20 protein-coding genes are annotated in these 24,389 nt (G+C 71.1%); 11 read left to right on the top strand and 9 right to left on the bottom strand.

Going from position 1 to position 24,389, the window contains the following annotated elements; translation table 11 throughout:
- Positions 1-67: 67 nt before the first annotated feature.
- From gltC to LZ198_RS02330, 3 genes are read right to left on the bottom strand one after another with little or no spacing between them, the layout of a single operon-like run.
- Positions 68-2,125, bottom strand: coding sequence for an adventurous gliding motility protein GltC (gene gltC, locus LZ198_RS02340; RefSeq protein WP_407667371.1), 2,058 nt, complete (start codon positions 2,123-2,125; stop codon positions 68-70).
- Positions 2,122-2,916 carry an outer membrane beta-barrel domain-containing protein gene (locus LZ198_RS02335; protein WP_253970186.1) on the bottom strand — a complete coding sequence of 265 codons (795 nt, stop codon included), beginning with the start codon at positions 2,914-2,916 and terminating at the stop codon, positions 2,122-2,124. Before LZ198_RS02335 ends, gltC begins: the two co-directional genes overlap by 4 nt.
- Positions 2,913-3,737: an outer membrane beta-barrel domain-containing protein gene (locus LZ198_RS02330; RefSeq protein WP_253970185.1), complete on the bottom strand. Its 825-nt coding sequence runs from the start codon at positions 3,735-3,737 to the stop codon at positions 2,913-2,915. Before LZ198_RS02330 ends, LZ198_RS02335 begins: the two co-directional genes overlap by 4 nt.
- Before the next feature lie 268 nt (positions 3,738-4,005).
- Here LZ198_RS02330 and cglC point away from each other — a divergent pair, with 268 nt between their 5' ends.
- The 5 genes from cglC (at position 4,006) to ybaK (ending at position 8,821) form a co-directional block, all read left to right on the top strand.
- Positions 4,006-4,533 carry an adventurous gliding motility lipoprotein CglC gene (gene cglC, locus LZ198_RS02325; RefSeq protein WP_253970184.1) on the top strand — a complete coding sequence of 176 codons (528 nt, stop codon included), beginning with the start codon at positions 4,006-4,008 and terminating at the stop codon, positions 4,531-4,533.
- Positions 4,534-4,617: 84 nt separating this feature from the next.
- Entirely contained in the window at positions 4,618-6,051 is a 1,434-nt protein-coding gene (locus LZ198_RS02320; protein WP_253970183.1) for a vWA domain-containing protein, read from the top strand.
- A 649-nt stretch (positions 6,052-6,700) separates the two neighbouring features.
- Entirely contained in the window at positions 6,701-7,198 is a 498-nt protein-coding gene (purE, locus tag LZ198_RS02315) for a 5-(carboxyamino)imidazole ribonucleotide mutase (RefSeq protein WP_253970182.1), read from the top strand.
- A complete protein-coding gene (gene purK / locus LZ198_RS02310; protein WP_253970181.1) occupies positions 7,195-8,340 on the top strand; it encodes a 5-(carboxyamino)imidazole ribonucleotide synthase in 1,146 nt (381 codons plus the stop codon). The genes purE and purK overlap by 4 nt, the downstream gene beginning before the upstream one ends.
- Positions 8,341-8,344: 4 nt before the next feature.
- On the top strand, positions 8,345-8,821 hold the full coding sequence (gene ybaK / locus LZ198_RS02305; protein WP_253970180.1) for a Cys-tRNA(Pro) deacylase: 477 nt from the start codon (positions 8,345-8,347) through the stop codon (positions 8,819-8,821).
- Positions 8,822-8,827: 6 nt separating this feature from the next.
- On the opposite strand, the gene LZ198_RS02300 is transcribed toward ybaK, so the two are convergent.
- On the bottom strand, positions 8,828-9,856 hold the full coding sequence (locus tag LZ198_RS02300) for a zinc-binding dehydrogenase (RefSeq protein WP_253970179.1): 1,029 nt from the start codon (positions 9,854-9,856) through the stop codon (positions 8,828-8,830).
- Between the two features lie 74 nt (positions 9,857-9,930).
- Between LZ198_RS02300 and LZ198_RS02295 the strand changes: the two genes are divergently transcribed.
- Positions 9,931-11,133: a hypothetical protein gene (locus LZ198_RS02295; RefSeq protein WP_253970178.1), complete on the top strand. Its 1,203-nt coding sequence runs from the start codon at positions 9,931-9,933 to the stop codon at positions 11,131-11,133.
- A gap of 134 nt (positions 11,134-11,267) precedes the next feature.
- On the top strand, positions 11,268-12,479 hold the full coding sequence (locus LZ198_RS02290) for an EAL domain-containing protein (protein WP_253970177.1): 1,212 nt from the start codon (positions 11,268-11,270) through the stop codon (positions 12,477-12,479).
- Between the two features lie 572 nt (positions 12,480-13,051).
- Here the strand turns inward: LZ198_RS02290 and LZ198_RS02285 are convergent.
- From LZ198_RS02285 to LZ198_RS02270, 4 genes are all read right to left on the bottom strand, one after another.
- A complete protein-coding gene (locus LZ198_RS02285) occupies positions 13,052-14,719 on the bottom strand; it encodes a hypothetical protein (protein ID WP_253970176.1) in 1,668 nt (555 codons plus the stop codon).
- Positions 14,720-14,748: 29 nt separating this feature from the next.
- Positions 14,749-17,100, bottom strand: a complete 2,352-nt coding sequence (locus tag LZ198_RS02280; RefSeq protein WP_323381827.1) for a PhoX family protein — start codon at positions 17,098-17,100, stop codon at positions 14,749-14,751.
- A gap of 150 nt (positions 17,101-17,250) precedes the next feature.
- Positions 17,251-17,814 carry a DUF192 domain-containing protein gene (locus LZ198_RS02275; protein ID WP_253970175.1) on the bottom strand — a complete coding sequence of 188 codons (564 nt, stop codon included), beginning with the start codon at positions 17,812-17,814 and terminating at the stop codon, positions 17,251-17,253.
- On the bottom strand, positions 17,811-18,212 hold the full coding sequence (locus LZ198_RS02270; RefSeq protein ID WP_253970174.1) for a TIGR02266 family protein: 402 nt from the start codon (positions 18,210-18,212) through the stop codon (positions 17,811-17,813). The genes LZ198_RS02275 and LZ198_RS02270 overlap by 4 nt, the downstream gene beginning before the upstream one ends.
- Before the next feature lie 25 nt (positions 18,213-18,237).
- Between LZ198_RS02270 and LZ198_RS02265 the strand changes: the two genes are divergently transcribed.
- From LZ198_RS02265 to LZ198_RS02255, 3 genes are all read left to right on the top strand, one after another.
- Positions 18,238-20,598, top strand: a complete 2,361-nt coding sequence (locus tag LZ198_RS02265) for a tetratricopeptide repeat protein (protein ID WP_253970173.1) — start codon at positions 18,238-18,240, stop codon at positions 20,596-20,598.
- A 67-nt stretch (positions 20,599-20,665) separates the two neighbouring features.
- Entirely contained in the window at positions 20,666-21,193 is a 528-nt protein-coding gene (locus tag LZ198_RS02260; RefSeq protein WP_253970172.1) for a DUF2505 domain-containing protein, read from the top strand.
- Between the two features lie 71 nt (positions 21,194-21,264).
- Positions 21,265-21,732 carry a DUF4440 domain-containing protein gene (locus tag LZ198_RS02255; protein ID WP_253970171.1) on the top strand — a complete coding sequence of 156 codons (468 nt, stop codon included), beginning with the start codon at positions 21,265-21,267 and terminating at the stop codon, positions 21,730-21,732.
- Between the two features lie 12 nt (positions 21,733-21,744).
- Here the strand turns inward: LZ198_RS02255 and LZ198_RS02250 are convergent, their stop codons facing one another.
- Positions 21,745-22,716: a homoserine kinase gene (locus tag LZ198_RS02250; RefSeq protein WP_253970170.1), complete on the bottom strand. Its 972-nt coding sequence runs from the start codon at positions 22,714-22,716 to the stop codon at positions 21,745-21,747.
- 91 nt (positions 22,717-22,807) lie between these two features.
- Here LZ198_RS02250 and LZ198_RS02245 point away from each other — a divergent pair, with 91 nt between their 5' ends.
- Positions 22,808-24,388, top strand: a complete 1,581-nt coding sequence (locus LZ198_RS02245; RefSeq protein WP_253970169.1) for a tetratricopeptide repeat protein — start codon at positions 22,808-22,810, stop codon at positions 24,386-24,388.
- The last annotated feature ends 1 nt before the right edge of the window (position 24,389 follow it).

Below are 24,389 nucleotides of genomic sequence, written 5' to 3'. Positions count from 1 at the left end.
GCGCGCAAGATAGCGCCCCGGCGGTGGGAATGCGCGGGAGGTGGAGGCCTCCCCGGACGATTCGACGCTACATCGCCTCGGCGGACTGCATGCTGCGGTTGGCGGTGTCGCGCTCGATACAGCCCTTGGTCAGGGTGTACTGGTAGGTGCCCAGCTCGTCGCGCCAGTACTCGCCCTCGTACGGCCAGTAGAGCTGGTCGTCCGCCACGGCCACGGAGTACCGGTACTTCTTGACGATGGCCGTGCGGCCACCCGCCTTGAGCTGCTCCTCCAGGAACTCCTTCTCCTTCGTCGTCGTCTCGAACTTGATGCGCAGGCCGTTGGCGAGGAGCTGCTTGAGGGCCACGAGCTCCGTCTCCAGCTTGCCCTTGGCCATGATGCCCGCCTTGGAGATGAGCGCCACGCGCTGCACCTTCAGCTCCTCCAGGAGCTGCTTGCTCAGCTCGGAGTACTTGAAGGTGTCACCCCGGCCGGCGAAGGCGTCCATCTCCCCCTCCAGCTCGAGGATGGAGTCGTTCGTCTTGCGCAGGTCCTGGTCGGTGAGGGCCAGGCGGAGGATGCGCTCCAGGATGAAGTCCGTCTGGTTCTTCTCCAGGCCCTCCTTGTTCTTCTTCTGCACCTCGGAGAGCACCGAGTAGTACTCGCTGGCCTCCATGTTCTTCTTCACGAGCGCCTCCAACTGGTCGTGCACCGGCAGGTAGGTGCGCTCGAAGTCCTGGAGGATGATGTTCGACTCGCGGTAGCGGCAGTTCTCGTAATAGATGACCGCCTTGAGGATGAGCGCCTCCGGGAAGTACTCCTCGCGGAAGAAGGGCGACGAGAGCGTGATGAGGTTGCCCAGCGCCTGCTCGTACTGGCCCACGCGGTAGTTGGCCCAGCTCGCCTCGAAGAGCGACTCCAGCCACTGCGTGTTCCCGCGCTCCACCTTGCCCAGGTAGAACAGCGCGTAGCGGTTCTGCTGCATGCCGTAGTGCGTGCGCGCCAGCTGCATGAAGGCCAGCTCGCGCAGCGACTTGTCCAGCTTGGCCTGCTCGGCGGACTTGCCGGGCATGGGCCGCGTCAGGCGCACCACTTCCTTCATCGCCTCCACGGAGGCCAGCATCTCCCCGTTGCCGCGCTTGGACGCCGCGTCCTTCTGGCGGCTGCCGTTGCGGAACGACGCGATGCCGTCCAGGTAGCGGGCGCGCGGATAGAACGGGTCCTCCTTCGGAATCAGCAGCGTCAGGCGCTTGACCTCGGAGAAGCTCTTGTCGGCCTCCGCGGGCTGCCCCACCTGGTCCAGCGCCCGGCCGCGCACGAAGTGGTAGCGCGCCAGCAGGTAGCGGAACTCGTTGCGGTACTTCTCCGGGAACTCCTGGTTCGCGTGCCGGGCGATCTCATCGAGGATGACCGTCTCGTTCTTCGTCTTGCGGCTGATGAAGAACAGCCACTCGAGGCTCGTCTTGAAGAACTTCGTGGACGGGCCCAGGGCGAGCAGCTTGGAGAACTCCCCCAGCGACGAGTGGTACATGCCCATGCGGTAGAGCGACTTGGCGAGCACGTAGCGCGCCTCCGTGTGCAGGCCCGCGAGCTTCGGGTCCGCCAGGAGTTCGTGAGAGGCCATGGCGGCCTTCTCGTACTCGTCGTTCTTGAACAGGCTGATGGCGATCTCCAGCCGCTGGCGGTCCGCCGTCTTGCCGGACACGTCCACCGCCTCGAAGGACATGGTGGGCGCGGCGGGCTTGGGCGACTCCTGCGTCAGGTCCAGCCCCAGCCCACCGGAGCTGGCCGGAGGCGAGGCGGGCGTGGGCACGGGGGTGGCCGGGGCCTGCTGCACGGACGTGGCGGCGGGCGTGGACTCCACCGGCGTGCGCTCCGCGGGCCCGGAGGCCTCGGCCTCCGAGGCAGACTCCTCCTCCTCGGCCGGAGCGGTCGCCTTGCCGCGCGAGCTGGCCTTGCCCTTCTTCTTCTTGCTGCTGCTGGACTTGGCCGACGTGGTCTTGCCCGACGACTTCTTGCCGCCGCGCTTCTTCTTGGACTGGCTGCCGAGGTCCAGGCCCTCGAAGCTCTGGGCGAAGCTGGGGGCCGTCCACGCGAGCACGAGGCCGAGGACGGCGAGACGGATGAGCCGGAAGGAGCGCATCATGACTCGGGATTGGACGAGGGGAAGAAGAAGGACACACCCAGCTCGAACAACAGCTGGTTGCGCAGGTAGTTGGCTTTGTCCGGGTTGCCGCTCTTCTCGACGTAGATGAGGTCACGCACCTCCGTGCGCAGCGTCATCCAGCGGTTGAAGAAGAAGCGCAGACCGACGCCCACGTTGCCACCCGGGGTCAGGTAGTTCTTCGCGGGGGCCGTGATGGCCAGGGTCGGGTCGAGCTCCGGGCCGCGGTACTGGACCACGCTCGCGCCGGCGACCCCGTACAGGTCGAAGTGGACGAACTTCTCGGCCAGCAGCGACAGCTTGCCGTAGATGGGCGCCCACTGGACGTCCACGCCGCCCAGCAGCTTGAGCTGCCCGGGGGCCTTGCCATCCAGCTCCTTCATGGAGGGCGAGGCGCAGCCGCGCGTGCCGCCGTCCGTGCCGTCGGAGAAGGTGCAGATCTGCGCCGCGCCCGCCACGGAGTTGACCGCGTAGCCCACCCGCAGGCTGACGCCGAGCGTCTCCAGGGGGTGGTACGTCAGCGTGCCGCCGAAGAGGTACTTGGTGAAGAACGCGTCGCGCAGCGACACCGTCGCGGACGGGCTGAACTCGAAGCGGCCCTTCTTCAGGAACAGGTGCCCGGAGACCGGGGGGACCCGCTCGCGCAGGGGGCCGAGCCGGTCCTTGTCGACCTCGGAGACGTCGCCGGCCTCCTCCTCCTCGGAGGACTGGGCGCGCGCCAGGACGGGGGCCGCGAGGCACAGCGTCAGGAGCAGTCGGAAGAGGGACTTCATTCCGCGTCCCTCCCCGTCGACCGGAAGGGCAGGAACAGCGAGATGCCGGCGTTGAGCGTCATGACGTTCTGGACGGCCCCCTTCGCGCTACCCAGGGGCTGATCCACATAGGAGGTGTTGATGAGCGCCACGTTCACCGCCACGAAGTCCTTGGCCACGAAGCGCATGCCCAGGCCCAGGTCCGCGGCGGGGTTGAGCCCGCGCCCCGGCAGCGACGAGGTCTCCGTGTTCACCACGCCCGCACCCGCCAGCAGGTAGCCGTCGAAGTGCAGGATGGAGTTGAGGAAGGCCACCTTGCCGTACAGCGGGCTCCACTCCACGTCACCCATGGCGGACCAGTTGGGCACCGAGTTGTAGATCTTGCTGTTGAAGGTGCGCTTGGCGGTCCGTACGTCGTCGGACGGCACCACCTGCATCCAGGAGCCGCGGGCGGAGATCGCCAGCGTGTCCGCCAGGTAGTAGGCGCCGCGCAGCGACGCGCCCACCTTGGAGTAGAACGGATCATTCACCGACACGGTGATGGCCGGGGTCAGCTCGAAGCGCCCCTTCTTGCGGTACACCTTCCGCTGGAAGCTCTTGACCCGATCCTCCTGGGTGATGTCCGTCAGGGGTGGGAGCGCTTCGGGCGGCGGAGCCTCCTCCTCCACCGACTTGGAAGCCACGGCGGGCGTGGCGTCCTCCGCCGGCGGCGGCGTGGGTGATTCGTCCGACGACTTGGGCTGGGTCTCTTCCGTGAGGTCGAGTCCCATGCCCTCCTGGCTCTGGGCGGGTGCCAGGGCGGGCACCAGACACAGGGCGAGCAGCAACGTGTGGCGGTTCAAATCCGGGGGCTCCGTGGGGGGAGGGGGGAAAGACTCCACCGGGGGTTCAGCGCGACTCTTCGCTCCGCCATCCTATCGGTCGCATCCCCGCCCAGCAACCGCCCCGAACATGCCTGGTCACGTTGTATCTCTCCGGTATTCCTGCACAATTCCATACCCGACACCCGCGCTCACGGCCGTTGGCAGTCCAGGGTGCTGTGCTACCCTGAAAGGACGATGTCGCGGGGCCCCCCGTCGTCCCGCGCCCCTCCCCCTTCGTCGAGGTCTCATGAAGAAGTTCGTTCGAAGCGCCCTCATCCTCACGTCCACCGCGCTGTTCCTGGGCGGGTGCAAGGTGAGCAGCGAGATTGGGAAGCCCTGCAACCTGGTGCGCAAGGCGACGCCAGAGGAGCTGGCGCAGGGCTCCGACAAGACGGTCGACATGCTCGAGAAGGAAGTGACGTCCACACAGGACGTCGTCTCCTTCGGGGCGGTGGAGTGCGAGGACCTCATCTGTATCCGGGACTCCGCGTACCCGCGCGAGCTGGGGCCGGACGGCAACGTCAACGAGAACGCCATCGCCCGCGGCTACTGCAGCAAGCCCTGCGTGGAGGGCTCCAACGCGTGCGAAGTGAAGGACACGAGCGACGTGGAGCCGAACCTGCCGGGCCGCATGGCCTGCCGCCCGCTGCTGTTGGATCAGGACACGCTCGACGCCATCCGCTCCGCGGACGAGGCCTTCTACCGGCGCATCTTCGGCGAGAACAACTCGCCCTACTTCTGCGCGGGCGCGCTGCCCGGTTCGCAGGGTGGGTGACAGTTTCCGACGCGGGACATAGACCTTTTCCCGCGTTTCGTTCGTAGAGGCAGGGCCCGCGTCACCGCGCAAGGAGCCCTGCCCATGAACCGAACGGTCGTCTTCCTCTCCCTGGCCGGAAGCCTCGCCCTGGCGGCACTGGTGCTGGGGCTCCCCCAGGTGAAGGGCCCTCCCGCGGGGCCCGTGCCGGTCATCGCGGACCCGCTCCCCACCCCGCCAACGCCTCCCGTGCCCCCCATCCAGGGGGTGCCCGGTTCGCTCACGATGACGAGCCGGCTGTCGCATCCGTACGTGCCGATGGGCGCGTCGGAGGTGTTCGCCACGGTGGACCTGACGGGCGCGGAGGTGCCGGGGGCGAAGCGCAGCCCGGTGAACCTCGCGCTGGTCATCGACCGGTCCGGCTCCATGAGTGGCTACAAGCTGGCGCAGGCGAAGCAGGCCGCGCGGCACCTGGTGGGCCTGCTGCGGGAGGAGGACCGGCTGGCCATCATCCACTACGGCTCGGACGTGCAGAGCCTGCCGTCCATGCCCGTCACGCCGGGCAACCGGGAGCGGATGCTCCAGTACGTGGACGGCATCTGGGATGACGGCGGCACCAACATCGCGGCGGGCCTGAACGCGGGGCGCTTCCAGTTGGCGTCCGCCCACGGCCAGTTCAAGGTCAACCGCCTCATCCTGATGAGCGACGGGCAGCCCACCGAGGGCATCACCGACGACGAGGGCCTGAAGCAGCAGGTCCGGGAGATTCGCGCCAGCGGCGTCACGGTGAGCGCCATCGGCGTGGGCACGGACTTCAACGAGGACCTGATGCAGGCCTTCGCCGAGTTCGGCGCGGGCGCCTACGGCTTCCTCGAGGACGCGGGCAAGCTGGCCGTCCTCTTCCAGAAGGACCTGCAGCAGGCCGCCACCACCGTGGCGCGCGACGTGACGCTGACCTTCACCCTGCCCGCCGGCGTCTCCCTGGGCGAGGTGCTCGGGTACAACGCGCGCCAGTCCGGCAACCAGGTCCACGTGGCGCTGCCGGACTTCTCCTCCGGTCAGCTCGAGCGCGTCGTCGTGCGGCTGGTCGTCAACGGCGACTCGGTGGGGCGCTCCGTCCGCGTGACGGACCTGAAGCTGGGCTACACGGACCTCATCCGCAACGTGGGCGTGGAGAACGGCGCGGCCCTGTCCGCGATGGTGACGGACCGCGACGAGGAGGTGCTGGCGAAGCAGGACAAGGACGCCACCGTCTACGCGGCGCGGGCGCGCAGCGCGGTCAACCTCCGCAAGGCCGCCGAGGCGCTGCGCGACGGGCGCCGCGAGGAGGCCAAGGGCTACATCCGCGACAACCAGAACCTCTTCGAGGCCGCTGGCGCGGTGGCGAGCCCCGCCGCGGTCGCCGCGGACCAGGCCGAACAGCAGGCGACGCTCGAGGAGTACGAGCGCGCGGCGAGCGACGAGGAGATGCGCTCGGCGGTGAAGACGTCGAAGGTCAAGGCCCTCAAGAGCTTCGGCCGGCTCGGCTCCACCTACTGACCCGCGCCTCGCGCCACTCCCCCACCCCGCTCCCGGCCCTGGCTGGAAGCGGGGTGGTTCGTTTCAGGGGGACGGCGTCGGTCGCAAGCAAGGGGGTTGTCCGCCCCCCTCAGGCGGGTCGGCGCCCTCCACCCACGCGGCCCCCTCGGACCGGAGCGACGCGGTGGAGGGCAGGCAGAGGTCGTTGTCGTCCCACGTCGTCGACGCGGGCGCCTGCCGTTCGGTGATTCGCGTGCAGCGCGCGTCACGGGCACGTCACGCAGGTGCGCGAGGACCTGCGCCCGACGGCCGACCCCGCCGAGGGCGCGGCTGACCGCACGGGCCCCGACGGTGCTCCCGACACCGCGCGCTGGCGTTCTCGGAAGCCCTGCGAGAGGACCCGATGCGACCGCGCGCGGGAAGACACACCCTGAAGAGGGGCCGGGCCTTCGGAAAGAGCAGCCATGACGGGATTGCGGGCGACCCGACGCACGGCTGATTCCGTTCGCGGGTGGGTGAAGGAACGGAAAGAACCCATGGAGTGGCCCCACCACCACACCCGGGGTCGCGCCGACTTTCCAAGTTGACCGTTGGAATCGCCCCGCCCTATCTCCGCGTTCCTCCTGCCCTCGGCCGGAGGGCGCGTGGGCGCATTGGAGGCGTGGACCGAATGGCGAGCGGAAACACCCCCTGGGTCGGGGTCATCATGGGCGGGAAGAGCGACCTGGAGCACCTGCAGCCGGGCATCGACATCCTGAAGGAGCTGGGCATCCCGCACGAGGTGCGCGTGGTGTCCGCGCACCGCACGCCTGACTGGATGATGGAGTACGCGTCCACCGCGGAGTCGCGCGGCCTGTCGCTCATCATCGCCGCCGCGGGTGGCGCGGCCCATCTTCCAGGGATGGTGTCGAGCAAGACGCTGCTGCCGGTCATCGGCGTGCCCATGCCCACCACGCTGCTGGCCGGCATCGACGCGCTGCTGTCCATCGTGCAGATGCCCAAGGGCGTGCCCGTGGGGACGCAGGCCATCGGCAAGCCGGGCGCCGCCAACGCCGCCCTGCACGCGGCGTCCATCCTGGCCCTCAAGTACCCAGAGCTGCGCGAGCGACTGGCGGCCTGGCGCAAGGCGCGCACCGACGAGGTGCTGGCGCATCGGGAGTTGTCATGAGCGACAAGCGCGTGGTGCTGCCCGGCGGCACGATTGGAATCCTCGGGGGTGGGCAGTTGGGCCGGATGATGGCCCTGGCCGCGCGCACGCTGGGCTTCCAGGTGCAGGCGCTCGACCCGGATGCCACCTGCCCCGCGCGCTCCGTCGTCGACCGCTGCCTCACCGCCTCGTTCGGGGACGTCGCCGCCGCCGAGGACCTGGCTCGCGGCTGCGACACCGTGACGCTCGAAATCGAGAAGGTTCCGCTCACCACCCTGGAGGCCGTGGCGCGGCACGCCCCCATGCGCCCGGGGGCGCCGGTGCTCCACGTGGTGCAGCACCGCGGACGGCAGAAGGGCTGGCTCGCGAAGGGCGGCTTCCCCGTGGGGCCGTGGCGCGAGGCGCACTCCGCCCAGGAGCTGGCGGAGGCCATCCAGGCGCTCGGCGGCCGCTGCTTCGTGAAGTCCAGCGAGGGCGGCTACGACGGGCGCGGCCAGGTCGAGGTGAAGAGCGCGACCGAGGCCGCGACGGCGTGGAAGGAGCTGGGCGAGCGCTCGGTCGTCGTGGAGGCCGCGCTGGACCTCCAGTCGGAGCTGTCCGTACTGGTGGCGCGCAGCCCGAAGGGTGAGCTGGCCGTGTACCCGCCCGCCTTCAACCACCACGAGGAGCGCATCCTCGCCTGGTCGCTCCTGCCGGGCCCGCTGCCGGCCCAGGTCTCCGCGAAGGCGACGGAGCTGGCGCGCGGCATCACCGAGGCGCTCCAGGTGGAGGGACTGCTCGTCGTGGAGCTCTTCCTCCTGCGCGACGGCACGGTGCTGGTGAACGAGCTGGCGCCGCGCCCGCACAACAGCTTCCACTCGACGGAGGTCGCGTGCCTCACCTCCCAGTTCGAGCAGGCCGTGCGCGCCGCGTGCAACCTGCCGCTGGGCTCGGTGGAGGTCGTGCGTCCGGCGGCCATCGTCAACCTGCTGGGCGACCTGTGGCTGCGCGAGGGAGGCCCGCGCTTCGAGGACGCCCTGGCGCTCCCGGGCGTGCGGCTGCACCTGTACGGCAAGCGCGACGCGCGCAAGGGGCGGAAGATGGGCCACCTGTCCGCGGTGGGCACCACCCCCGAGGACGCGCTGTCCCGGGTGCAGGCCGCCGCCAAGGCCCTGGGAGTCTGAGGCGATGAAGACCAACGCCGCCCGGCTGCTCGACTCGCTGGGCGTGAAGTACTCGCTGCGCGACTACGAGGTGGACCCGGAGGACCTGTCGGCGGAGACGGTGGCCGCCAAGGTGGGCATGCCCCCCGAGCAGGTCTTCAAGACGCTCGTCGCGCGCGGCGACCGCACCGGTGTGCTGATGGCGGTGGTGCCCGGCAACGGGGAGCTGGACCTCAAGGCACTCGCGCGGTTGTCGGGGGACCGCAAGGTGGACACCGTGCCGCTGAAGGAGCTGCAGCCGCTCACCGGCTACGTCCGGGGAGGTTGCACGGCCATCGGCGGCAAGAAGGACTACCCGGTGTTCGTCGACGAGACGCTGGAGCTGTTCGACGAAGTGGCCGTGTCCGCGGGCGTACGGGGCACGCAGCTGGTGCTCGCCCCGGCGGACTACCTGCGGGTGACGAAGGCGAAGGTCGGCCCCATCTCCCGCGACAAGGCCTGAGGCCCGTCAGGTCGACGCGCCCTTGTCCGGCATGAAGAGCACCTTGCCGGACGTCATGTCCGCGGAGGCGATGCGCACCGCCTCGCCCGCGGACTCCAGCGGCAGGCACGCGCGCACGGGCAGCTCCAGCGCGTTGCCCAGCAGCGTGGGCACGCCCATCAGCGCCTTGAGCTGCTCGCGGCCGAAGCCCCGCCGGGCCCAGTCCGACAGCGAGAAGCCGTCCACCGACTTGCGGCCGAACATGACGTCCGCCGGGTCGATGCGGCTCTCCTGCTCCGACAACGCGCCATAGACGGTGACGCGCCCACCCTCGGGCAGCGCGCCGAGCATCTGGCCGGTGAGCCGTCCCGCCACCGCGTCGAAGGCGAGCGACACCTTCAGCTCGTGACACAAGAGGCGCAACCGCTCCTCGAACTCCGGCTCCTCGCTGCTGAGCACGTGCTCCGCGCCCACCTCGCGCAGCCGCTCCACCTGCTCCGTGCGGCGCACCACGTGCACCATGGGCAGGTTGCGCCGCCGCGCCAGCGAGGCCAGCATCAGCCCCACGCTGGTGGCCGCCCCCGTCTGCGCCAGCGCCGCGTGACCGCCCTCTCTCGCGCGCTCCATCAACACCCACGCGGTGCAGGGGTTCACGAAGAGGCTGGCGCCCTGCTCGTCGGAGATGTGGGCCCGCAGGGGGATGCACTGGTGCAGCGGCACCACCGCGTACTCCGCCCACAGCCCGTCCCCGCCCACCGGGGCCACGCACGCCACGCGGCGCCCCACGAGCAGCTGCCCCGCGAGCCCTCCGGCCGCCACCACCGTGCCACTGCCCTCCAGGCCCGGCACCACCGGCAGCGCGTTGCGCGGCCCATGACGCCCCCGGACGAACTGGAGGTCCGACGGGTTGATGGGCGAGGCCGACATGCGCACCAGCACCTGACCGGAGGTGGGACGGGGCACGGCGCGCCGCATCACCTGGAGGGACTCGGGGCGCCCGTCGTAGGCGGTGAGCACCAGCGCGCGCATCTCCGGGGGAACAGGGGGGGCTCTCATCCAGCAGACCTTTTAATTCGCCGGTACGTGAAAGGGGGAGAACTGTCTTTCCGCCGCCCGGCTCCGGGGTGTCGATGAACGCCACCATTTTGCAACTCCACCACCGCGAAGCCTTCGAACACACCGTGACCCGCGCGGTGGTGGCCGGCGCGGGCGCGGGGCTCGTGCAGCTCGTGTCCACCCGCGTGGGGCTGTCCCTCCCACTGTCGTGGCTGGTGCCGGCGGCCGTCGTCCTGGCGTGCGCGCGCGGGGACCGTTGGGACCGCATCCTGCTGGGCGGCCTGGGCGTGGTGCTCACCGCCCTGCCCTACGCGCTGGGAATGGCGCCGGCCTGGACGGTGGCCTGCAGCGCGGCGGCGGCGGGGGCGCTGCTGGTGCGCGCGCGGTTGAGCGAGCGTGGCACGGAGGGACAGGTCGCGGAGGCGCGCCCCACCCTCGTCCATTTCGGGCTGGGCGGCGTGCTGAGCGCGGGGCTGTGCCTCGCGGGGCTGGAGATCGCCCGCGTGTTCTCCGCGCGCCTGTCGGACGTGGCGACGCCGGCGCTGCTCGCGGCGTGCGTGACGGGCGGCATCCTGGGCCTCTTCGTGGGCCTGAGCGCGGTGGCCGCGCACCTGGCCCTGTCCGCGGACCCCGTGGAGGCCCGCGCCGAGGAGCTCATCCCCCGTCTGGCCGGCGACTTCCGGACGCAGTGCGAGCGCGCGCTCTCGCTGTATCGCCAGTGTGGCCAGTCGTTGGCGCTCCTTCCCCGCGAGCCCGCGCGCGAGGAGCTGGCCCGCACGCTCGCCCGCATCACCCGCGACGCGGTGGAGCTGGCCTCCGAGTGGGCCGGCGTGGAGGCCCAGTTGGAGGAGCGCGCGCAAGCGGAGCTCCAGGCGGAGCGCGAGGAGCTCGAGCGCAACGCGAAGGCCACCACGGACCTCGTCGCGCGACGACAGCTCGAGGGCGCCGCCGCGTCGCTCGCCGAGGAAGTGGAGCGGCTGGGCGAACTCATGCGCCGCCGCGAGCGCATCCTCGCGAGGCTCCGCGCGGAGGTCGCCTTGCTGGAGCGCGCGCGCGTCGCGCTGCTGTCGCTGCGCAGCGGTCAGGCGCAGCTCAAGGCCGCCGAACTCTCCGCGCTCGCGCGCCGCTTCCGGGCCCTGTCCTCCGTGCAATGGGAGGAGGGACAGACCCTGGACACCGTCGCCACCCAGGCCTCGCTCGCCCAGGTCCCCCCCATCCAACCCGCCGAGGAGGGGTCCTCTTTACCGGTCGGAAATTCCCGAATTCGAGATTCCTGAGCCGGACAAACGAGCCTTCCCGGACAGTCAGCGAGCCAACGGACCGCCTTTCCGCACGCTGAGTAGTGGTTGTTACGGTGAGCAGTAGGCATGAACTGTAGACGTGGGTACCGTCAGGTAACATTTGCCACGTCATGACCCGCCCCCTCGTCCAACAACCTGGCCCAATTCCCCTCTGGTTGTGGAATGGCACCGAGCCCGGGGTCTCCTCGGCCTTCCAACCCATCGTGGATCTGCGCAGCGGCGAGGTCATCGGCTACGAGGTGTTGTCGCGTGGCCAGGGCTCGCTGGAGTCGCCGCTGGAGCTGTTCTCGCACGCGCGGCTCGCGGGCTACACGTGGGAGCTGGAACGCGCGTGCTGGACCTCGGCGCTGCGCTGCATCGCGTCGCTCTCGCCTGAGCAGCGTCGCGCGCCGTTCTTCTTCAACGTGAGCCCGGATGTGCTCAGCGACCCGCGCTTCGGTGATGGGTCCACGCTGGCGCTGCTGGAGCGGCACGGGCTGACGCCGCAGCACCTGGTGCTGGAGCTGACGGAGAAGGCGGTCATCGAGGACGGACAGCTCTTGCAGCGGTTGACGCGAGAGGTCTCCGCGCAGGGCTTCGGCCTGGCGCTGGACGACTTCGGCGCGGGGCACTCGGGCCTGGTGACGCTGGTCAACTGTCTGCCGCGCTTCATCAAGCTGGACCAGGCGCTGGTGCGCGACGTCCACCTGCATCCCTACCGACAGCACCTCGTGAAGTCGCTGGTGGACTTCTCCGCGAGCGTGGACGCCATCCTCATCGCGGAGGGCGTGGAGACGTGGGACGAGATGATGGTGCTGCTGCGGCTGGGCATCCGGCACGCGCAGGGCTACCTGCTCGCGCGCCCGGCCCCCTCTCCAGGTCGCCCCACCGACTCGTTCGAGAGCCGCCGTCGCGAGGTGATGCGCGCGCTCGAGTTCCACGAGGAGGAGCGGGACGCGAGCGTGGGCGCGCTCGTCATCCGTCGCGCGAGCGCGGAGGCCACGGCGTCCGACGAGGAACTGGGGCGCATCTTCCGCGAAGCGCCGCAGGTGGACCACGTCGTCCTGCTGGAGGGCTCGCGGCCCAAGGCGCTGGTGACGCGCAAGCACTATGCAGCCTGGACGGAGGGGTCCGCCGCGCGCCCCGCCGACCTGCAGCCGCTCATCATCGAGGACCGGATGGCGGTGACGGCCCTGGTCGGCCTGGCCATGGCGCGCGGCGCCGAGGCCGTCTACGACCCGGTCATCGTCACGGACGACCAGGGCCACTTCCTCGGCACGGTGACGATGAAGCAGATCCTCCTGCGCTCCACCGAACTCGCCGGCCGCCCGTCGACGAAGTAGCGCCGGTTCGACCGGCTCCCGGCGTGGGATGTCGTCCCCACCGGAGCCGGTTCGTGGGGGGTTCGAGAAGAGGGGCTTCGCGCCCTGCATCCGGAGCCACGGCGCCGCGATTCATTTCTGGCACACGTGCGGCGAGCCGGGTTCGGAGCGGAAGGCCCAAGCCTCCTGACGCGGCGCCGCTGGAGATTCGCGCGACGTCAGTCACTCAGCGGCGACTCACCCTCAATGCAGATGCAGCCGGCCGTCCTCGAAGAGGAGGCCCGAGCATCCTGACGCGGCACCGCTGAAGATTCGCGCGACGTCAGTCACTCAGCGGCGACTCACTCCCAACGAAGGTGCAGCCGGCCGTCCTCGAAGAGGAGGCCCGAGCATCCTGACGCGGCGCCGCTGGAGACTCGCGCGTCCCCTCCGACCTCAGCCGCTCAGCGGCGACCCACTCCCGACACAGGTGCTGCCACCCGTCCTAGCAGCGGAAGGTCCGAGCGTCCTGATGCGGCACTGCTGGAGACTCGCGCGCCCCGCCCTGCATGACGGAGCGCGCGCCCCACCGGCCTCAGCCGCTCAGAGGTGACTCACTCCCATGTCAGGTGCAGCCGGCCATCCTCGAAGAGGAGGCCCGCGGCCTCCAGGTCCGTGGAGCCGTTCTCCACCGCGGGCAGCACGTTGCGCGGCGGAGCCAGCAGCGTGTCCCGGCCCTTCACGAAGCCCTGCTCGCGCACCAGCACCATGTAGGCCCGGCCCAGCGCCAGCGCCCGCTCGCGCGACGGCGTCAGCAGCCACGCCAGGTCCCGGTCTCCCCCCGGCGCCGCGCGGCGCACGGCCGCCTCGTCCACCGCACCGCCCTTCCCGAAGAAGCGCGCGAGCAGTTCATCGTTGGCCCGGAACTCGTCGCCGCCCTTCACGCGCTCGAAGTACGTCAGCACCTCGGGCTTCGCGTGCCCCGCCTGCGGGACGTCCGGGATGCCGCGCAGATCCTGGTGCCGCCACCCTTCGCGGCCCGGCACCTTGCGCGGGAAGCCGAACGTCTGGTCCACCGTCACGCCCAGGTTGGTGTGACACCCCATGCAGAAGGCGTGCTCCTCCAGCGTCTGGAGACGCAGTCGACCCTGGGCGTCCTCGATGAAGCCCTGCAGACGCCAGCCGAACTCGTTGATGAGGCCCAGCTCGGGCGTGCCCGGGAACGCGGGCAGTCGCCCCCGGTTCTTCTTCTCCTGCTCCTCCGCGTAGAACACCATCACCTGCTCGTTCGAGTACTCCTCCGCCTTGCGCGAATAGCGGACCTCCTTCATCCGCGTCGACAGCAGGGAGGGCGCATCCGGGTCCACGTACCGCACCGTGTGCAGGAACTCGACGCCGCGCGGATAGAACGCCCGGCGCACCGGCACCTTCGCCGCCCCGCCGACGTACGTCCGCGGCAGGCCGCGCACCTCCTCCACGCGCGAGGACAGGACGCCGTCGCCATCCAGGTCCACGCCGCCCGCGCGCTCATCCACCGGCTCCACGCGGCGGCGCCCTTCTTCCGGCCGCGACAGGCCAGGGTCCATCGTCATGGCCGCCTCGAGGATGGCCAGGTTCAGACGATACACCTCCCGCGAGGCCCGCCCGTCGGCGTCCGTGCGGAACTCCACCGGCAGCCGCACGAAGATGTCATCCGTGCTGCCGTTCGTCGGCCAGAACGTGCCCAGGAACGGCTTGTAGCGCACCGCGCGCCAACCACTGCCGTCCCTCGCGAAGCCCTCGTCGTCGAAGCCACGCGTCAGGTCCAGGTCCGGCACCCAGCCCTTGTAGCCGCCCACGCGACGCAGCAACGCGTCGCGCAGCGGCGTGTAGTTGTCCTGCCGGAGGTACGTGAGCACGTCCTCCTCGGACAGCTCCGCCATCTGGGCGGAGCGGTCCGTGAAGAGGTTGCTCCAGTGGTTCGTGAGGCCCACGTCGCTGAAGGCGTACTCGGCCTGCAGCGACTCGTCGTCCATCACGTTGAAGCCGACGCCCCCCGTGTGACACGTCCAACACGGGTTCGAGACGCCCTCGGTCTTCGTGTAGCACATGGACGGGATGGGGGCCTCGCGGTTGGCCACCGTGCTCCCGCTCGCCAGGGCCTGCGCGAGCGGGTCGAAGGGCGGCTCCGGAGCGGGCGGAGGAACGTGCGTCCTCCACACCGCCGCGGATGCGAGCATGCCTCCCAGCGCGAGGAGCACGACGACAACGCCTCGCGCGCCAGCCTTCGTGACAGCGGCCATTCGCGGTGTCCCTCCCGTCCCGGTGCCGACTACGGCCAGACGCTGTAGTTGTCCTCGCCCGGATGCTGGACGCTGACGAACAACGTCTTCATGTCCGAGCTGAACGCGGGGCCCGTGGCCTCCGCGTCGCTGGGCATGGACAGCACCCGGAACGCGCGGCGGAAGAACGGGTTGCCTCGGTGCGCGGGCTTCTGGTTCAGGTAGTAGACGCCGTCGGCCGCCTTGTTGACGCCGAAGTTGCCGTCCGTGCCGAACCACACGCCACCGTCACGGTCGATGACGAGGTTGTCCGGCTTGGCCGCCGAGTACTCCGGCGCCGCGCTCAGCGACGCCGTCTCGCCCTTCCACACGCGGAAGAAGCGGAACGTGCGCGAGGAGGCCGGCGCCGCCGTGTTCTCCTCACGGATGCCGAAGATGGAGCCCACCTTGTCGACGGACCGGTTGTCCGTGGCGGCGCGCGTCTTCGCCACCCACGCCCCGCTGCCGTCCCGCGTCGCCGTGGCCACGCGGCCCTGGCCGTCCAGCGCCGTGGGGTCACCGTGCTCCGTGAAGGCCACGTAGAGCAGCGGCGAGCCGCTGGGGTCCTTGGGGTTCCACTCCAGGTCCTCCGGGCGGTTGAGCTCCATCACGCCCACCTTGTTCGCCGCCGTCCACAGCAGCTTGCGCACCTGGTCGTCGTCAGAGAAGCCGCCGATGGCGTTGTAGCTGGCGTCGCGCAGGGCCGCGCCCACCGTCAGCGTGGGCTGACCGAACGCCTCCGCGTTGGGCGCCACGTCCGCGCTATCCAGGCTCAGCCGCACCCAGCGCCCCTGTCCCGGCGCCTCCTCGGTGGGGACCGCGCCCGTCGCCAGCGTGTCGCCCGTGCTGTTGTCCAGGCCCGCGAAGTGCGCCGCGTACACCACGCCCTCGTCGAGCAGCGCGCGAATCTCCGCCCGCGACATGCCCTCCGTGTACGGCCGGCTCGTCACGTACTTGAAGATGCGGCCACCGCGGCGGTCATCGCCCGCGTAGAGGACGATGGGCTGCCCGGCGAGGAGCTTCCAGTTCGCGTCCACCACGAACGCGGCGTTCTCCCAGTGCGCGCGGCCCATGCCGCCCAGCTTGCGGTGCCCCACGCCCGGCTTCGCCGCGTCCTTGCCGTACCAGTGCTCCGCCGGCTGCCCCGGGTCGACCTCCGTCAGGAAGCCGAACCCGTCCTTGCGGTGCGACGAGTTGACGTCCGTGCTGATCATGTCGCCCGACGCGGGCGCGGAGAAGTCCGGCGCGAGCGGCGCGCCGGGCGCCATGCCGGGCGCGTTGGGAATCCAGTCGTTCTTCCCCGTCCACAGGCTCCCCTCGGGGTCACCGTAGACGCCCTGCACGTTCTCCTCGCCGGAGAAGATGGTGCCCCACGGCGTCTGGCCACCCGAGCAGTTCGAGTGCGTGCCCGGCACCACGCCCTCGGGCAGGGCCGCGCCGCTGTCGTCGCGCTCGGCGCCGGACAGCTTCACGCCCACCACCCGCGCCAGCGTCGCGCTGGAGGCGTCGTAGCGCAGGTTGGCCGAGTTGCGGTCCACCGCCCACTCACCCGTGGCCGGGTCCTGCACCACGCGCAGCCACGAGCCCCCCACCTGCTTCTTCCACTCCTTGTTGTAGGCGACGAGCGAGTCCTCCTGCCACGTCGTCCCGTCCGACACCGCGTTGGAGAGCGTGCCGGTGTTGCGCAGGAAGCGCGCGAAGTCGAGGTGCTGGCCGATGGGCGCCGTGCCCACGCGGGGCTTGGTGCCGGAGATGTACTCGTGGTTGACCCACAGCCAGCCCGCGCCGCCGTTGCCGTGGTACTGGGGCGCGTTGCCGTTGGACGACCAGCCGTCGCCGAAGTACGCGACGTAGTCCGTGTTGCCGCCGAAGCGGGCCCCCGCCTTGCTGAAGGTGAGGGGGTCCATCCACTTGACGACGGTGGAGGAGAACAGCCCCGGCACCGTGCGCACCGTGTCCGTCGACGCGGGCGGCAGCGGGAACACCAGCGGCGAGGGCAGGCTGCCCGCGACCACCTGGTCCACGCGCGCCTTGACGTACTCGGCCAGGTTGGTCGCCCCCGTGCCCAGGTCGCCACGGAAGGTGACGGCGATGAGCGAGGACAGCGGCGTGCCCTGCTCCACCCCGGGCGCGCGCGTCACCGCGCCAGGACCGGGCTGCCCCAGCGTCCCGGGCCCCGTCGGCCCGGCGGGCCCCTGCGCGCCATCGTCACCATCGGTGCCCGGCGCGCCCGGGGTGCCATCGTCGCCCGCGGGCCCCTGCGGGCCGGGCGGGCCTTGCTCTCCCTCACAGGCGGTGATGGACAGGGTGCTACCCAGCAGCATCGTGCTCGTCGCGAGCCGCAACAGACGAGAAGCCTTCACAGCACTACCTCCAGGGGTTGTGCGCCGGGCCAGGAGGCTCCCGGACGCGCGCACATCCTGAGGAGGTGGTGTGGCAGCGACTTGTTCAGTGCGTCACTTCTTCATCACGCCACGCTCGCGCGGCGTCACGCACACGAAACAGGTGCGGCCTCACGGGACGATTTCAATCCCGGAGACACCCTCGAACTCCACGGTGGCGCCCTTGCGCACACCGACCTTCTCCGCCCATCCACCGGGGACCTCCAACACGTACTGGCTGGGCAACCCCACCGAGCGCGAGTCGAACGTCCGGGGCGCCGCGCGCGACACGATGCCCGCCACGTGCAGGTCCGAGGTGATGAACAGCATGTCCAGCGGGATGAGCGTGTTGCGCATCCAGAAGCCCTGCACCTCCTGGTGCGGGAACAGGAAGAGCATGCCCTTGCCGTCCGCCAGCTCCGTGCGCCACATCAGCCCGCGCTGACGCGACGGAGGCGTGGCCGCCACCTCCACCTCCACGCGGTGCACGCCCCCGAAGGCGTCCTTGAGGCGCACGTGCGCGATGGGCAGCGGTGGGCCTGCGTAGTCCTTCGCGGTGACGTCGGTGACGGGGGTGCGCACGGGAGCGGCGGGGGGCGGGGGGGACGGCGGGGGCTCACGCCCCTCGGCCTCGCGCTGGCAACCGGCCAGCAGCAGCGTCGACAGCAGGGGCGTCAACCAGCGGGGCGCGCTCATGGGTGCTGGGGGTGCAGCGGCTTGTTGAGCAGCTTCTCGGTCAGCTCGGGGCCCAGGCTGTCGGACATCAGCCGCTCCACCACGGTCTCGAAATCCACCCGCTGGGTGTCGCTGCTGTAGATGAAGCGGATGCCCATGCCGGGCTCCTCTCCGTCGGCCTTGGACCAGACGACCTCGCCCAACAGTTCGAAGGGCGCCTCGCGATGGGGCACCGTCAGCTTGAAGAGGAAGCGCGTGCCGATGGGCAGCGGCTTCTTCGTCTTGATGAAGGTGCCGCCCTTGCTGATGTTCTTCGTGTAGTCCGCGAAGAACGAGTTGAGCTTCTTGTAGTCGACCTTCAGCTCGATGGGCGCGCGCCCGTGCTGGCGGTGCTCGGGACCTGTCTTCTGTTCGGACATGCGGCCCGGGAGTATAGGGGAGCGCATGGAGCAAGTCCTCACCCGTGCCCTGGCGTTGTCACATCGCCCGGCCGTCCTGGCCGTCCTGCTCCTCCTGGCGGGCGGCGGCGCGGCCCTCGTCCTCCTGCCCCTCTTCGGCGTCCCCGGCTTCGAGCTGGGGCTGGCCATGGCCATCGCCGTGGGGCTGCTGGGAGGGGGGACGGGCGTGGCCGCCGCCGCCCAGGAGCGCCGGCTGCTGCTCGGCGAGGACCCACACCCGGCCCGGGCCACCCGCGCTGGAAGTGCCGGTGGCGCCACTGCCCGGGCCCTGGGCGCCGCCGTCCTCCTCAATGTCGCGGCGCTGGTGCCCCCCTTCGTGACCTCCACCCTGTTCGCCTGGCTGCGAACCGCGTGCGACCCCTTCGAGCTGGTGGGCTTCTATCCCATGTTGGCGCTGCCCTCCGCCCTGCTCGCCTCCGCCTCCGGCGTCCTGTGCGGCTTCGCGGCCCGGCGCCCCTCCCGCGGGGTGGGCCTGCACCTGCTCCTCGTCCTGGCGTCGCTGGTGCCCACCGTGTGGCCCATCGTCGCCGGCCCCCAGGTCTTCGCCTTCAACCACTTCCTGGGCCACCTGCCCGGCCCCCTGTACGACGAGGCGCTGGAGCTCACCCCCGCGCTCGGCTGGTTCCGCCTGGAGACGCTGTTGTGGGTCTGGGTGCTCGCGGGGCTGTGCGCGGCGCTGCTGGACGTGCGCACCGGGCGGCTGACGCGCGCGGGCGCGCGGACCTGGGGGCTGCTGGGGCTCGCGCTGCCCCTGGTCGCCATCGCGTTCCTGGAGGCGCGCGGGCCGCAGTTGCGCACGCGGATGACCGACACGTACCTCGCCCAGGAGCTGGGCGGGGTGCGGGACACCGAGCACTTCCAGTTGCACTACCCCCGCGGCAAGTCCCGCGAGGAGGTGGACCGGCTGGCGCGGGACATGGAGTTCCGCTGGACGCAGGTGCACCGCTTCCTGGGCGTGGCCCCCGCCGAACGCATCCGCGTCTGGCTCTACCGCGACGAGGCGCAGAAGCAGCGCCTGGTGGGCGCGGGCCGCACGCAGTACGCCAAGCCCTGGCGCGTGGAGCTGCACATCCAGGACAAGGCCTTCCCCCACTCCACCCTGCACCACGAGCTGGCCCACGTCATGGCCGCCCCCGCCGGCAGCGGCCCGTTCCACGTCACCACGCGCCTGGGGCTGTGGCCGCTGATGGGCGTCATCGAGGGCTTCGCGGTGGCGGCGGACGGCCCCGCGCAGGGCGACCTCACCCTGCACCAGTGGGCCGCGGGCATGCGCCGCCAGAAGCTGGCGCCGGACATGCGCAAGCTGATGGGCCCGGAGGGCTTCTACCAGTCCGCGCCCGCGCGCGCGTACACCGTGGCCGGCTCCTTCCTCCTCTACCTCGCGGAGACGTACGGCGCCGACAAGCTGCGCGCGCTCTACGCCCACGCCGACTTCGACGAGGCCTACGGCCGGCCGCTCGACGAGCTCGTCACCGAGTGGGAGCACTTCGTGGACGCCCTGCCCCTGGACGAGGCCGCCATCGCCCGGGCCTTCGCGCGCTTCCGCGCCGGCAGCCTCTTCAGCCGCGCCTGCGCCCGCGAGGTGGCGCGGCTGACCGAGTCCGCCCGCGCCTCGCTCGCCACCGACCCGGCGGACGCGCTGGAGCGCTACACCCGCGCCGCGGCGCTCCAGCCCGAGGAGCCCGGCTTCCGCCTGGGCGCGGCCGCCGCCCTCTCCTCCCTCGAGCGCTACGACGAGGCCACCGCCGTGCTGGAGCAGCTCACCGCCAAGGTGAAGGGCCAGGTGGTGTCCGAGGCGGAGGTCGCCATGGCGCGCGCGGACGTGGAGGCGCGCCGGCAGCAGCCCGCCGCGGCGCGCGCGTACCTCGACGCCGTGCTCGCCCTGGACGCCACGCCCGAGCTCACCCGCACCGCCCAGGTGAAGCAGGCCGCGCTGGACTCCACCGCGCGCCGCGAGCCCATCGACGCGTACTTCCTCGCGCCGCGCGAGGAGCTGCGCCTGCTCATGCTCTCTCGCGCGCTCCAGGCGGTCCCCACGGACCCCTTCCTCAACTACCTGCTCGGGCGCCGGCTCCAGCAGGTGGGCTCCCCCGCGCTCGCCAACGAGTACCTCCAGCGGGCCCTGGCGGACGAATCGCTGCCGCCCGCGCTGCGCCGCGAGGCCCAACGTCTGAAAGTGGAGGCTTCCTACCTCTCCGGCGACTGCGGCGCGGTGCGCCACGAGGTGGGTGTCCTCCCCGACTTCGGCCCCGCCTTCAAGGCCACGGCCCTGGAGTGGGTGGAGCGGTGTGATTTCGAGGAGAAGACCTTCCGGGGGCCCCTCGTGCCACGACAGGCTTTCCGCTAGCCGAGCTTTCCGCTAGGCAGGCATCCGACACAGCGGCGACGAGCCAGGACATCCCAGGAGGGAATCGATGCGGTTCGAGAGCAGGCAGCGGATCCAGGGGACGGTGGACGAGGTGGAGCGCGCGCTCCTCGACGAGCGGTACTTCGAGTTCCTCCTCAAGCACCACGGCGTCCTGCTGGAGCTCCAGCCCCTCGAGGTGAAGGACGAGGGCGACAAGGTGCGCCGGCGCGTGCGCTACCGCCCCAAGCCGGTCATCGAGAGCATCGGCCCCAAGCGCGTGCCCCCGGAGTGGTTCGCCTTCATCGAGACGTCCACCTACGACAAGCGGCGCAAGGAGATGACCTTCTCCAACGTGCCCACCTCCCACACCATCTCCAAGATGCTGGTGAACACCGGCACCATGCGCTTCCGGGACCTGGGCGCCGGCCAGACGGAGCGGACGATGGACGGCGAGGTCTCCCTCAAGCTGCCGTTCCTGATGAAGCCGCTGGCCCTCATCGGCGAGAAGATCATCCAGGGCGAGGGCTTGAAGATCCTCGACAACGAGCTGCCCGTCCTCAACCGCTTCATCTCCGAGGTCATCCGCAAGGGCTGAGGCACGCGATGTGCAGGCGGGGCCTGGGGAGAAGGGTTGACTCCTCCGCATTGTCTTCGTAAGGCCCCGCCATGCTCATCCGCCTCTCCGCCCTCTGCGCCCTGTCCCTCCTGGCCGCCTGCGCCGCCAAGCGCATCCCCGGCACCGACATCGACGACACGTCGGAGACCCGTGCCATTTTGGCAGTGATGGAGCAGTACCGGTCTGCCGTCGAGGCGAAGGACGCCGCGGCGGTGGCGTCGCTGGTGTCGAAGGACTTCCACGAGAACGCCGGCACGCCCAACGACCCCGAGGACGACCTGACGGCGGAGAACCTCGCGCAGTACCTGGAGTCGCTGTTCGCGCAGGTCCAGTCGCCCAAGGTGGAGCTGGAGGTTCGCCGCATCGAGGTGGGCCGCGACCTGGCCACCGCCGTCTACTACTGGAAGGCGAACTGGCGCATGACGCAGCTCACCTCGCGCCTCCAGAAGGAGGCGGAGCTGGAGCGCATGGTGCTGCGGCGCGAGGGCAACACCTGGAAGATCGTCACCGGCATCTGACGCCGGGCGCCCTCACAGGCCCAGCAGGCGCGCGTAGCCCTCCGGCCCCATGGCGGACAGCGCGCGCGCCCGGGCCAGGTAGGTGCGGTAGTCCTTGCGCACCAGCTTGTCGGCCGGCAGCGGGGACAGGTGGTAGTCGCGGATGCGGCTGGCCGTGAAGCGCACCGCCCCGAAGAGCGCGTGGCCGAACAGGTTCGCGCGCTCCACCGGCGCGAGGGGCCGCACGTCCTGGTAGCCGCGCACCAGCGCCCGGCACAGGTCCGGCAGGTACTGGCCGCCCTCGAAGCACCACGCGTTGAGGGTGATGACCACGTCCAGCCCGTAGGCCTCCCGGCAGGCCATCTCGAAGTCGAAGAACGAGCCGACCCGGTCCCCCAGCCACTTCACGTTGTCGGTGAAGAGGTCCGCGTGGATGACGCCCAGCGGCTCCAGCCCCTGGCGCAGCGCCTGGGCCCGGTCCAAATCTCCCTCCAGCCCCTTCGCCACGGACGCCAGCTCCGCGTCCGGGTGGCGCGACAGCCCGTGCAGCCACCCGCGCACCACCTCCGGGCTGTACGGGTTGGCGCGCGAGCCGGTGAAGGATTGCGTGTCGCGGTGCAGCTTGCCCAGCTCCGCGCCCAGCCGCTCCAGGTGGTCCGCGGTGAGGCCGGGGTGGCGCAGCTCCTCGCCGGGAAGCCAGTGGAAGACCGTCACCCGCCCGCCCTCCAGCTCCACGAAGGGCGCGCCGTCGCGCGTCGGCACCAGCACCGGCGACGGGAAGTGGTAGGCGGCCAGGTGCGTCAGCAGCGCGGCCTCGAAGCGCAGGTCGTCCGGGGAGCGCACCGTCGTGTGGCGGACGAAGTAGCGGCCGGTGGCCGTCTCCACGCGGTGGTTGGTGTTGATGGAGCCCTGGGGAATGGGCGTGACGCCCTGGAGCTGGCCGAGCGCGAAGGTGTCCGCGATGCGCGTGAACGTCGCGGGGGACAGCACCGTGTGAACCGCCATTGCTCACTCCTCCATGCTCCGGGCCGCGTCCGTTGACACCCGGGAGGGCCGTACCTAATAGCATCCAACTCCAAGCCTGGGAGACAGATCCATGAGCACCGAGGGTCATGGCGACTGGAAGCAACGGGAGAGCTGGCGGAGCGCCCTGGCCCAGGTCGCGGTGGTGGCCGTGTTGCTCGGGGGCGCGGTGACGTATTTCGTGCACCGCGGGGGCGTGCGCCAGCAGGCGGAGGAGCACCTGCGCGCGGCCCGCGCCGCGGCCCTGCGCGGCAACCCCGGCGACCTCGAGCGGGCGGTGAAGGAGCTGGACGCCCTCTTCCAGGTCGACGAGGACTCCCGCGACGCGCAGGCGCTCGCCGCCGACATCCAGACGGTGCTGTGGCTGGAGCACCGCCAGCCCGGCGCGGACGCCCGCGCGCGCGAACACCTGTCGCGCGCCGAACAACTCGAGTCGCGCTCCGGGGAGCGCTACGGCGCCCGCGCCCTGCACCTCATCGCCGAGGGCAAGGCCGCGGACGCGGAGACGTACCTCGCCGACCTGCAGGCCCAGGGCGCCACCAGCCCCCGGCTGACGCTCGCGCTGGCCTTCACCCTCCAGGCCCGGGGTGACCTGCCCGGCGCCCGACAGGCCTTCGCCCGGGCGGCGGAGGTCGCCTGGAGGGATCCACGCTTCACCACCGCCTACGGCGAGGCGCTCCTCGACGAGGGCCAGTACGCCCAGGCGGTGGAGGCCTTCCAGCGGGCCACCAGCGTCAACCCGGACCACCTGCTGGCCGTGCTCGGCGAGGGGCTGGCCCAGGCGTACCAGGGCAAGAAGCCGGAGGTGTCCCGACGCGCGCTCGAGCTCGCCCGGCAGCGGCAGGCGGAGCTGACGCCCGTGCTGCGCGCCCGCGCCAGCGCGCTGCGGGCGGAGCTGGCCCTGGTCGGGGGCGCGCTGGACGAGGCGGTCCAGGCGTCCGACGAGGCGGTGAAGAGCGTGCCGGACGACGTCTACGCCCTCTTCTCCCGGGCGCGCGTGCTCGCGGCCCGCAAGGCCCCGGAGGCGCGCGCCGCCTTCCAGGCCGCCGTCACCCGGCGCCGCACCGCGCCGCTGCTGTACCTGGACGGCGCCCGCATCCTCCAGTCCGCCGGGGACGGCGCGGGCGCGCTCTCGCTGCTGGACGCCTACGAGAACACCTTCCGCCCCGTCCAGGTGACCACCGCGGACGGGAAGAAGGTGGGCCTCCTGGAGCAGGACGGCCGCTACTGGCTGGCGAGGGGCCAGTTGTTGCTGACGGCGGACCGCCAGGACGACGCGCTGGCCGCGTTCGACAAGGCCATCGCCGCCCGGGGCGTGGGCCTGGCGCGCGCGCAGTACGCCAAGGGGGCGCTGCTGGTGGCGCGCAAGGACTACGAGGGCGCCAAGGCGCTCCTGACGCTCGTCGCGCCGGACACCGGCGCCGGCACCCTCCCGGAGGCGTACGCCGCCATGGGTGACGTGCTCTTCGCCCAGAGCGCCTACGCGGCGGGCTGCCAGCACTACTACTTCGGCCTGATGCGCGCCCATGCCCAGGGCGCGCCGCGGGAGGAGCTGGCCGCGCGCATCGACTCCGTGAAGAAGGGCCTGGAGGCCGCCGGCCAGGGCACCATGGCCAAGGCCTGGGTCAGCGAGACGGGCGCCCTGCTCCAGTAGA

This window comes from Myxococcus dinghuensis (genome assembly GCF_024198235.1).
Lineage (GTDB): Bacteria > Myxococcota > Myxococcia > Myxococcales > Myxococcaceae > Myxococcus > Myxococcus dinghuensis.
The sequence above is the reverse complement of the archived record's forward strand: the minus strand, read 5'-3'. Positions and strand labels throughout refer to the sequence as shown.

Excerpts from the sequence above, each read along its gene's own strand:
- LZ198_RS02285 (WP_253970176.1), bottom strand. The coding sequence starts at position 14,719 with ATGGCCGCTGTCACGAAGGCTGGCGCGCGAGGCGTTGTCGTCGTGCTC.
- LZ198_RS02245 (WP_253970169.1), top strand. The coding sequence starts at position 22,808 with ATGAGCACCGAGGGTCATGGCGACTGGAAGCAACGGGAGAGCTGGCGG.
- LZ198_RS02320 (WP_253970183.1), top strand. The coding sequence starts at position 4,618 with ATGAACCGAACGGTCGTCTTCCTCTCCCTGGCCGGAAGCCTCGCCCTG.
- LZ198_RS02250 (WP_253970170.1), bottom strand. The coding sequence starts at position 22,716 with ATGGCGGTTCACACGGTGCTGTCCCCCGCGACGTTCACGCGCATCGCG.
- purK (WP_253970181.1), top strand. The coding sequence starts at position 7,195 with ATGAGCGACAAGCGCGTGGTGCTGCCCGGCGGCACGATTGGAATCCTC.
- LZ198_RS02265 (WP_253970173.1), top strand. The coding sequence starts at position 18,238 with ATGGAGCAAGTCCTCACCCGTGCCCTGGCGTTGTCACATCGCCCGGCC.
- cglC (WP_253970184.1), top strand. The coding sequence starts at position 4,006 with ATGAAGAAGTTCGTTCGAAGCGCCCTCATCCTCACGTCCACCGCGCTG.
- LZ198_RS02260 (WP_253970172.1), top strand. The coding sequence starts at position 20,666 with ATGCGGTTCGAGAGCAGGCAGCGGATCCAGGGGACGGTGGACGAGGTG.
- LZ198_RS02290 (WP_253970177.1), top strand. The coding sequence starts at position 11,268 with ATGACCCGCCCCCTCGTCCAACAACCTGGCCCAATTCCCCTCTGGTTG.
- ybaK (WP_253970180.1), top strand. The coding sequence starts at position 8,345 with ATGAAGACCAACGCCGCCCGGCTGCTCGACTCGCTGGGCGTGAAGTAC.
- gltC (WP_407667371.1), bottom strand. The coding sequence starts at position 2,125 with ATGATGCGCTCCTTCCGGCTCATCCGTCTCGCCGTCCTCGGCCTCGTG.
- purE (WP_253970182.1), top strand. The coding sequence starts at position 6,701 with ATGGCGAGCGGAAACACCCCCTGGGTCGGGGTCATCATGGGCGGGAAG.
- LZ198_RS02275 (WP_253970175.1), bottom strand. The coding sequence starts at position 17,814 with ATGAGCGCGCCCCGCTGGTTGACGCCCCTGCTGTCGACGCTGCTGCTG.
- LZ198_RS02335 (WP_253970186.1), bottom strand. The coding sequence starts at position 2,916 with ATGAAGTCCCTCTTCCGACTGCTCCTGACGCTGTGCCTCGCGGCCCCC.
- LZ198_RS02300 (WP_253970179.1), bottom strand. The coding sequence starts at position 9,856 with ATGAGAGCCCCCCCTGTTCCCCCGGAGATGCGCGCGCTGGTGCTCACC.
- LZ198_RS02295 (WP_253970178.1), top strand. The coding sequence starts at position 9,931 with ATGAACGCCACCATTTTGCAACTCCACCACCGCGAAGCCTTCGAACAC.
- LZ198_RS02270 (WP_253970174.1), bottom strand. The coding sequence starts at position 18,212 with ATGTCCGAACAGAAGACAGGTCCCGAGCACCGCCAGCACGGGCGCGCG.
- LZ198_RS02255 (WP_253970171.1), top strand. The coding sequence starts at position 21,265 with ATGCTCATCCGCCTCTCCGCCCTCTGCGCCCTGTCCCTCCTGGCCGCC.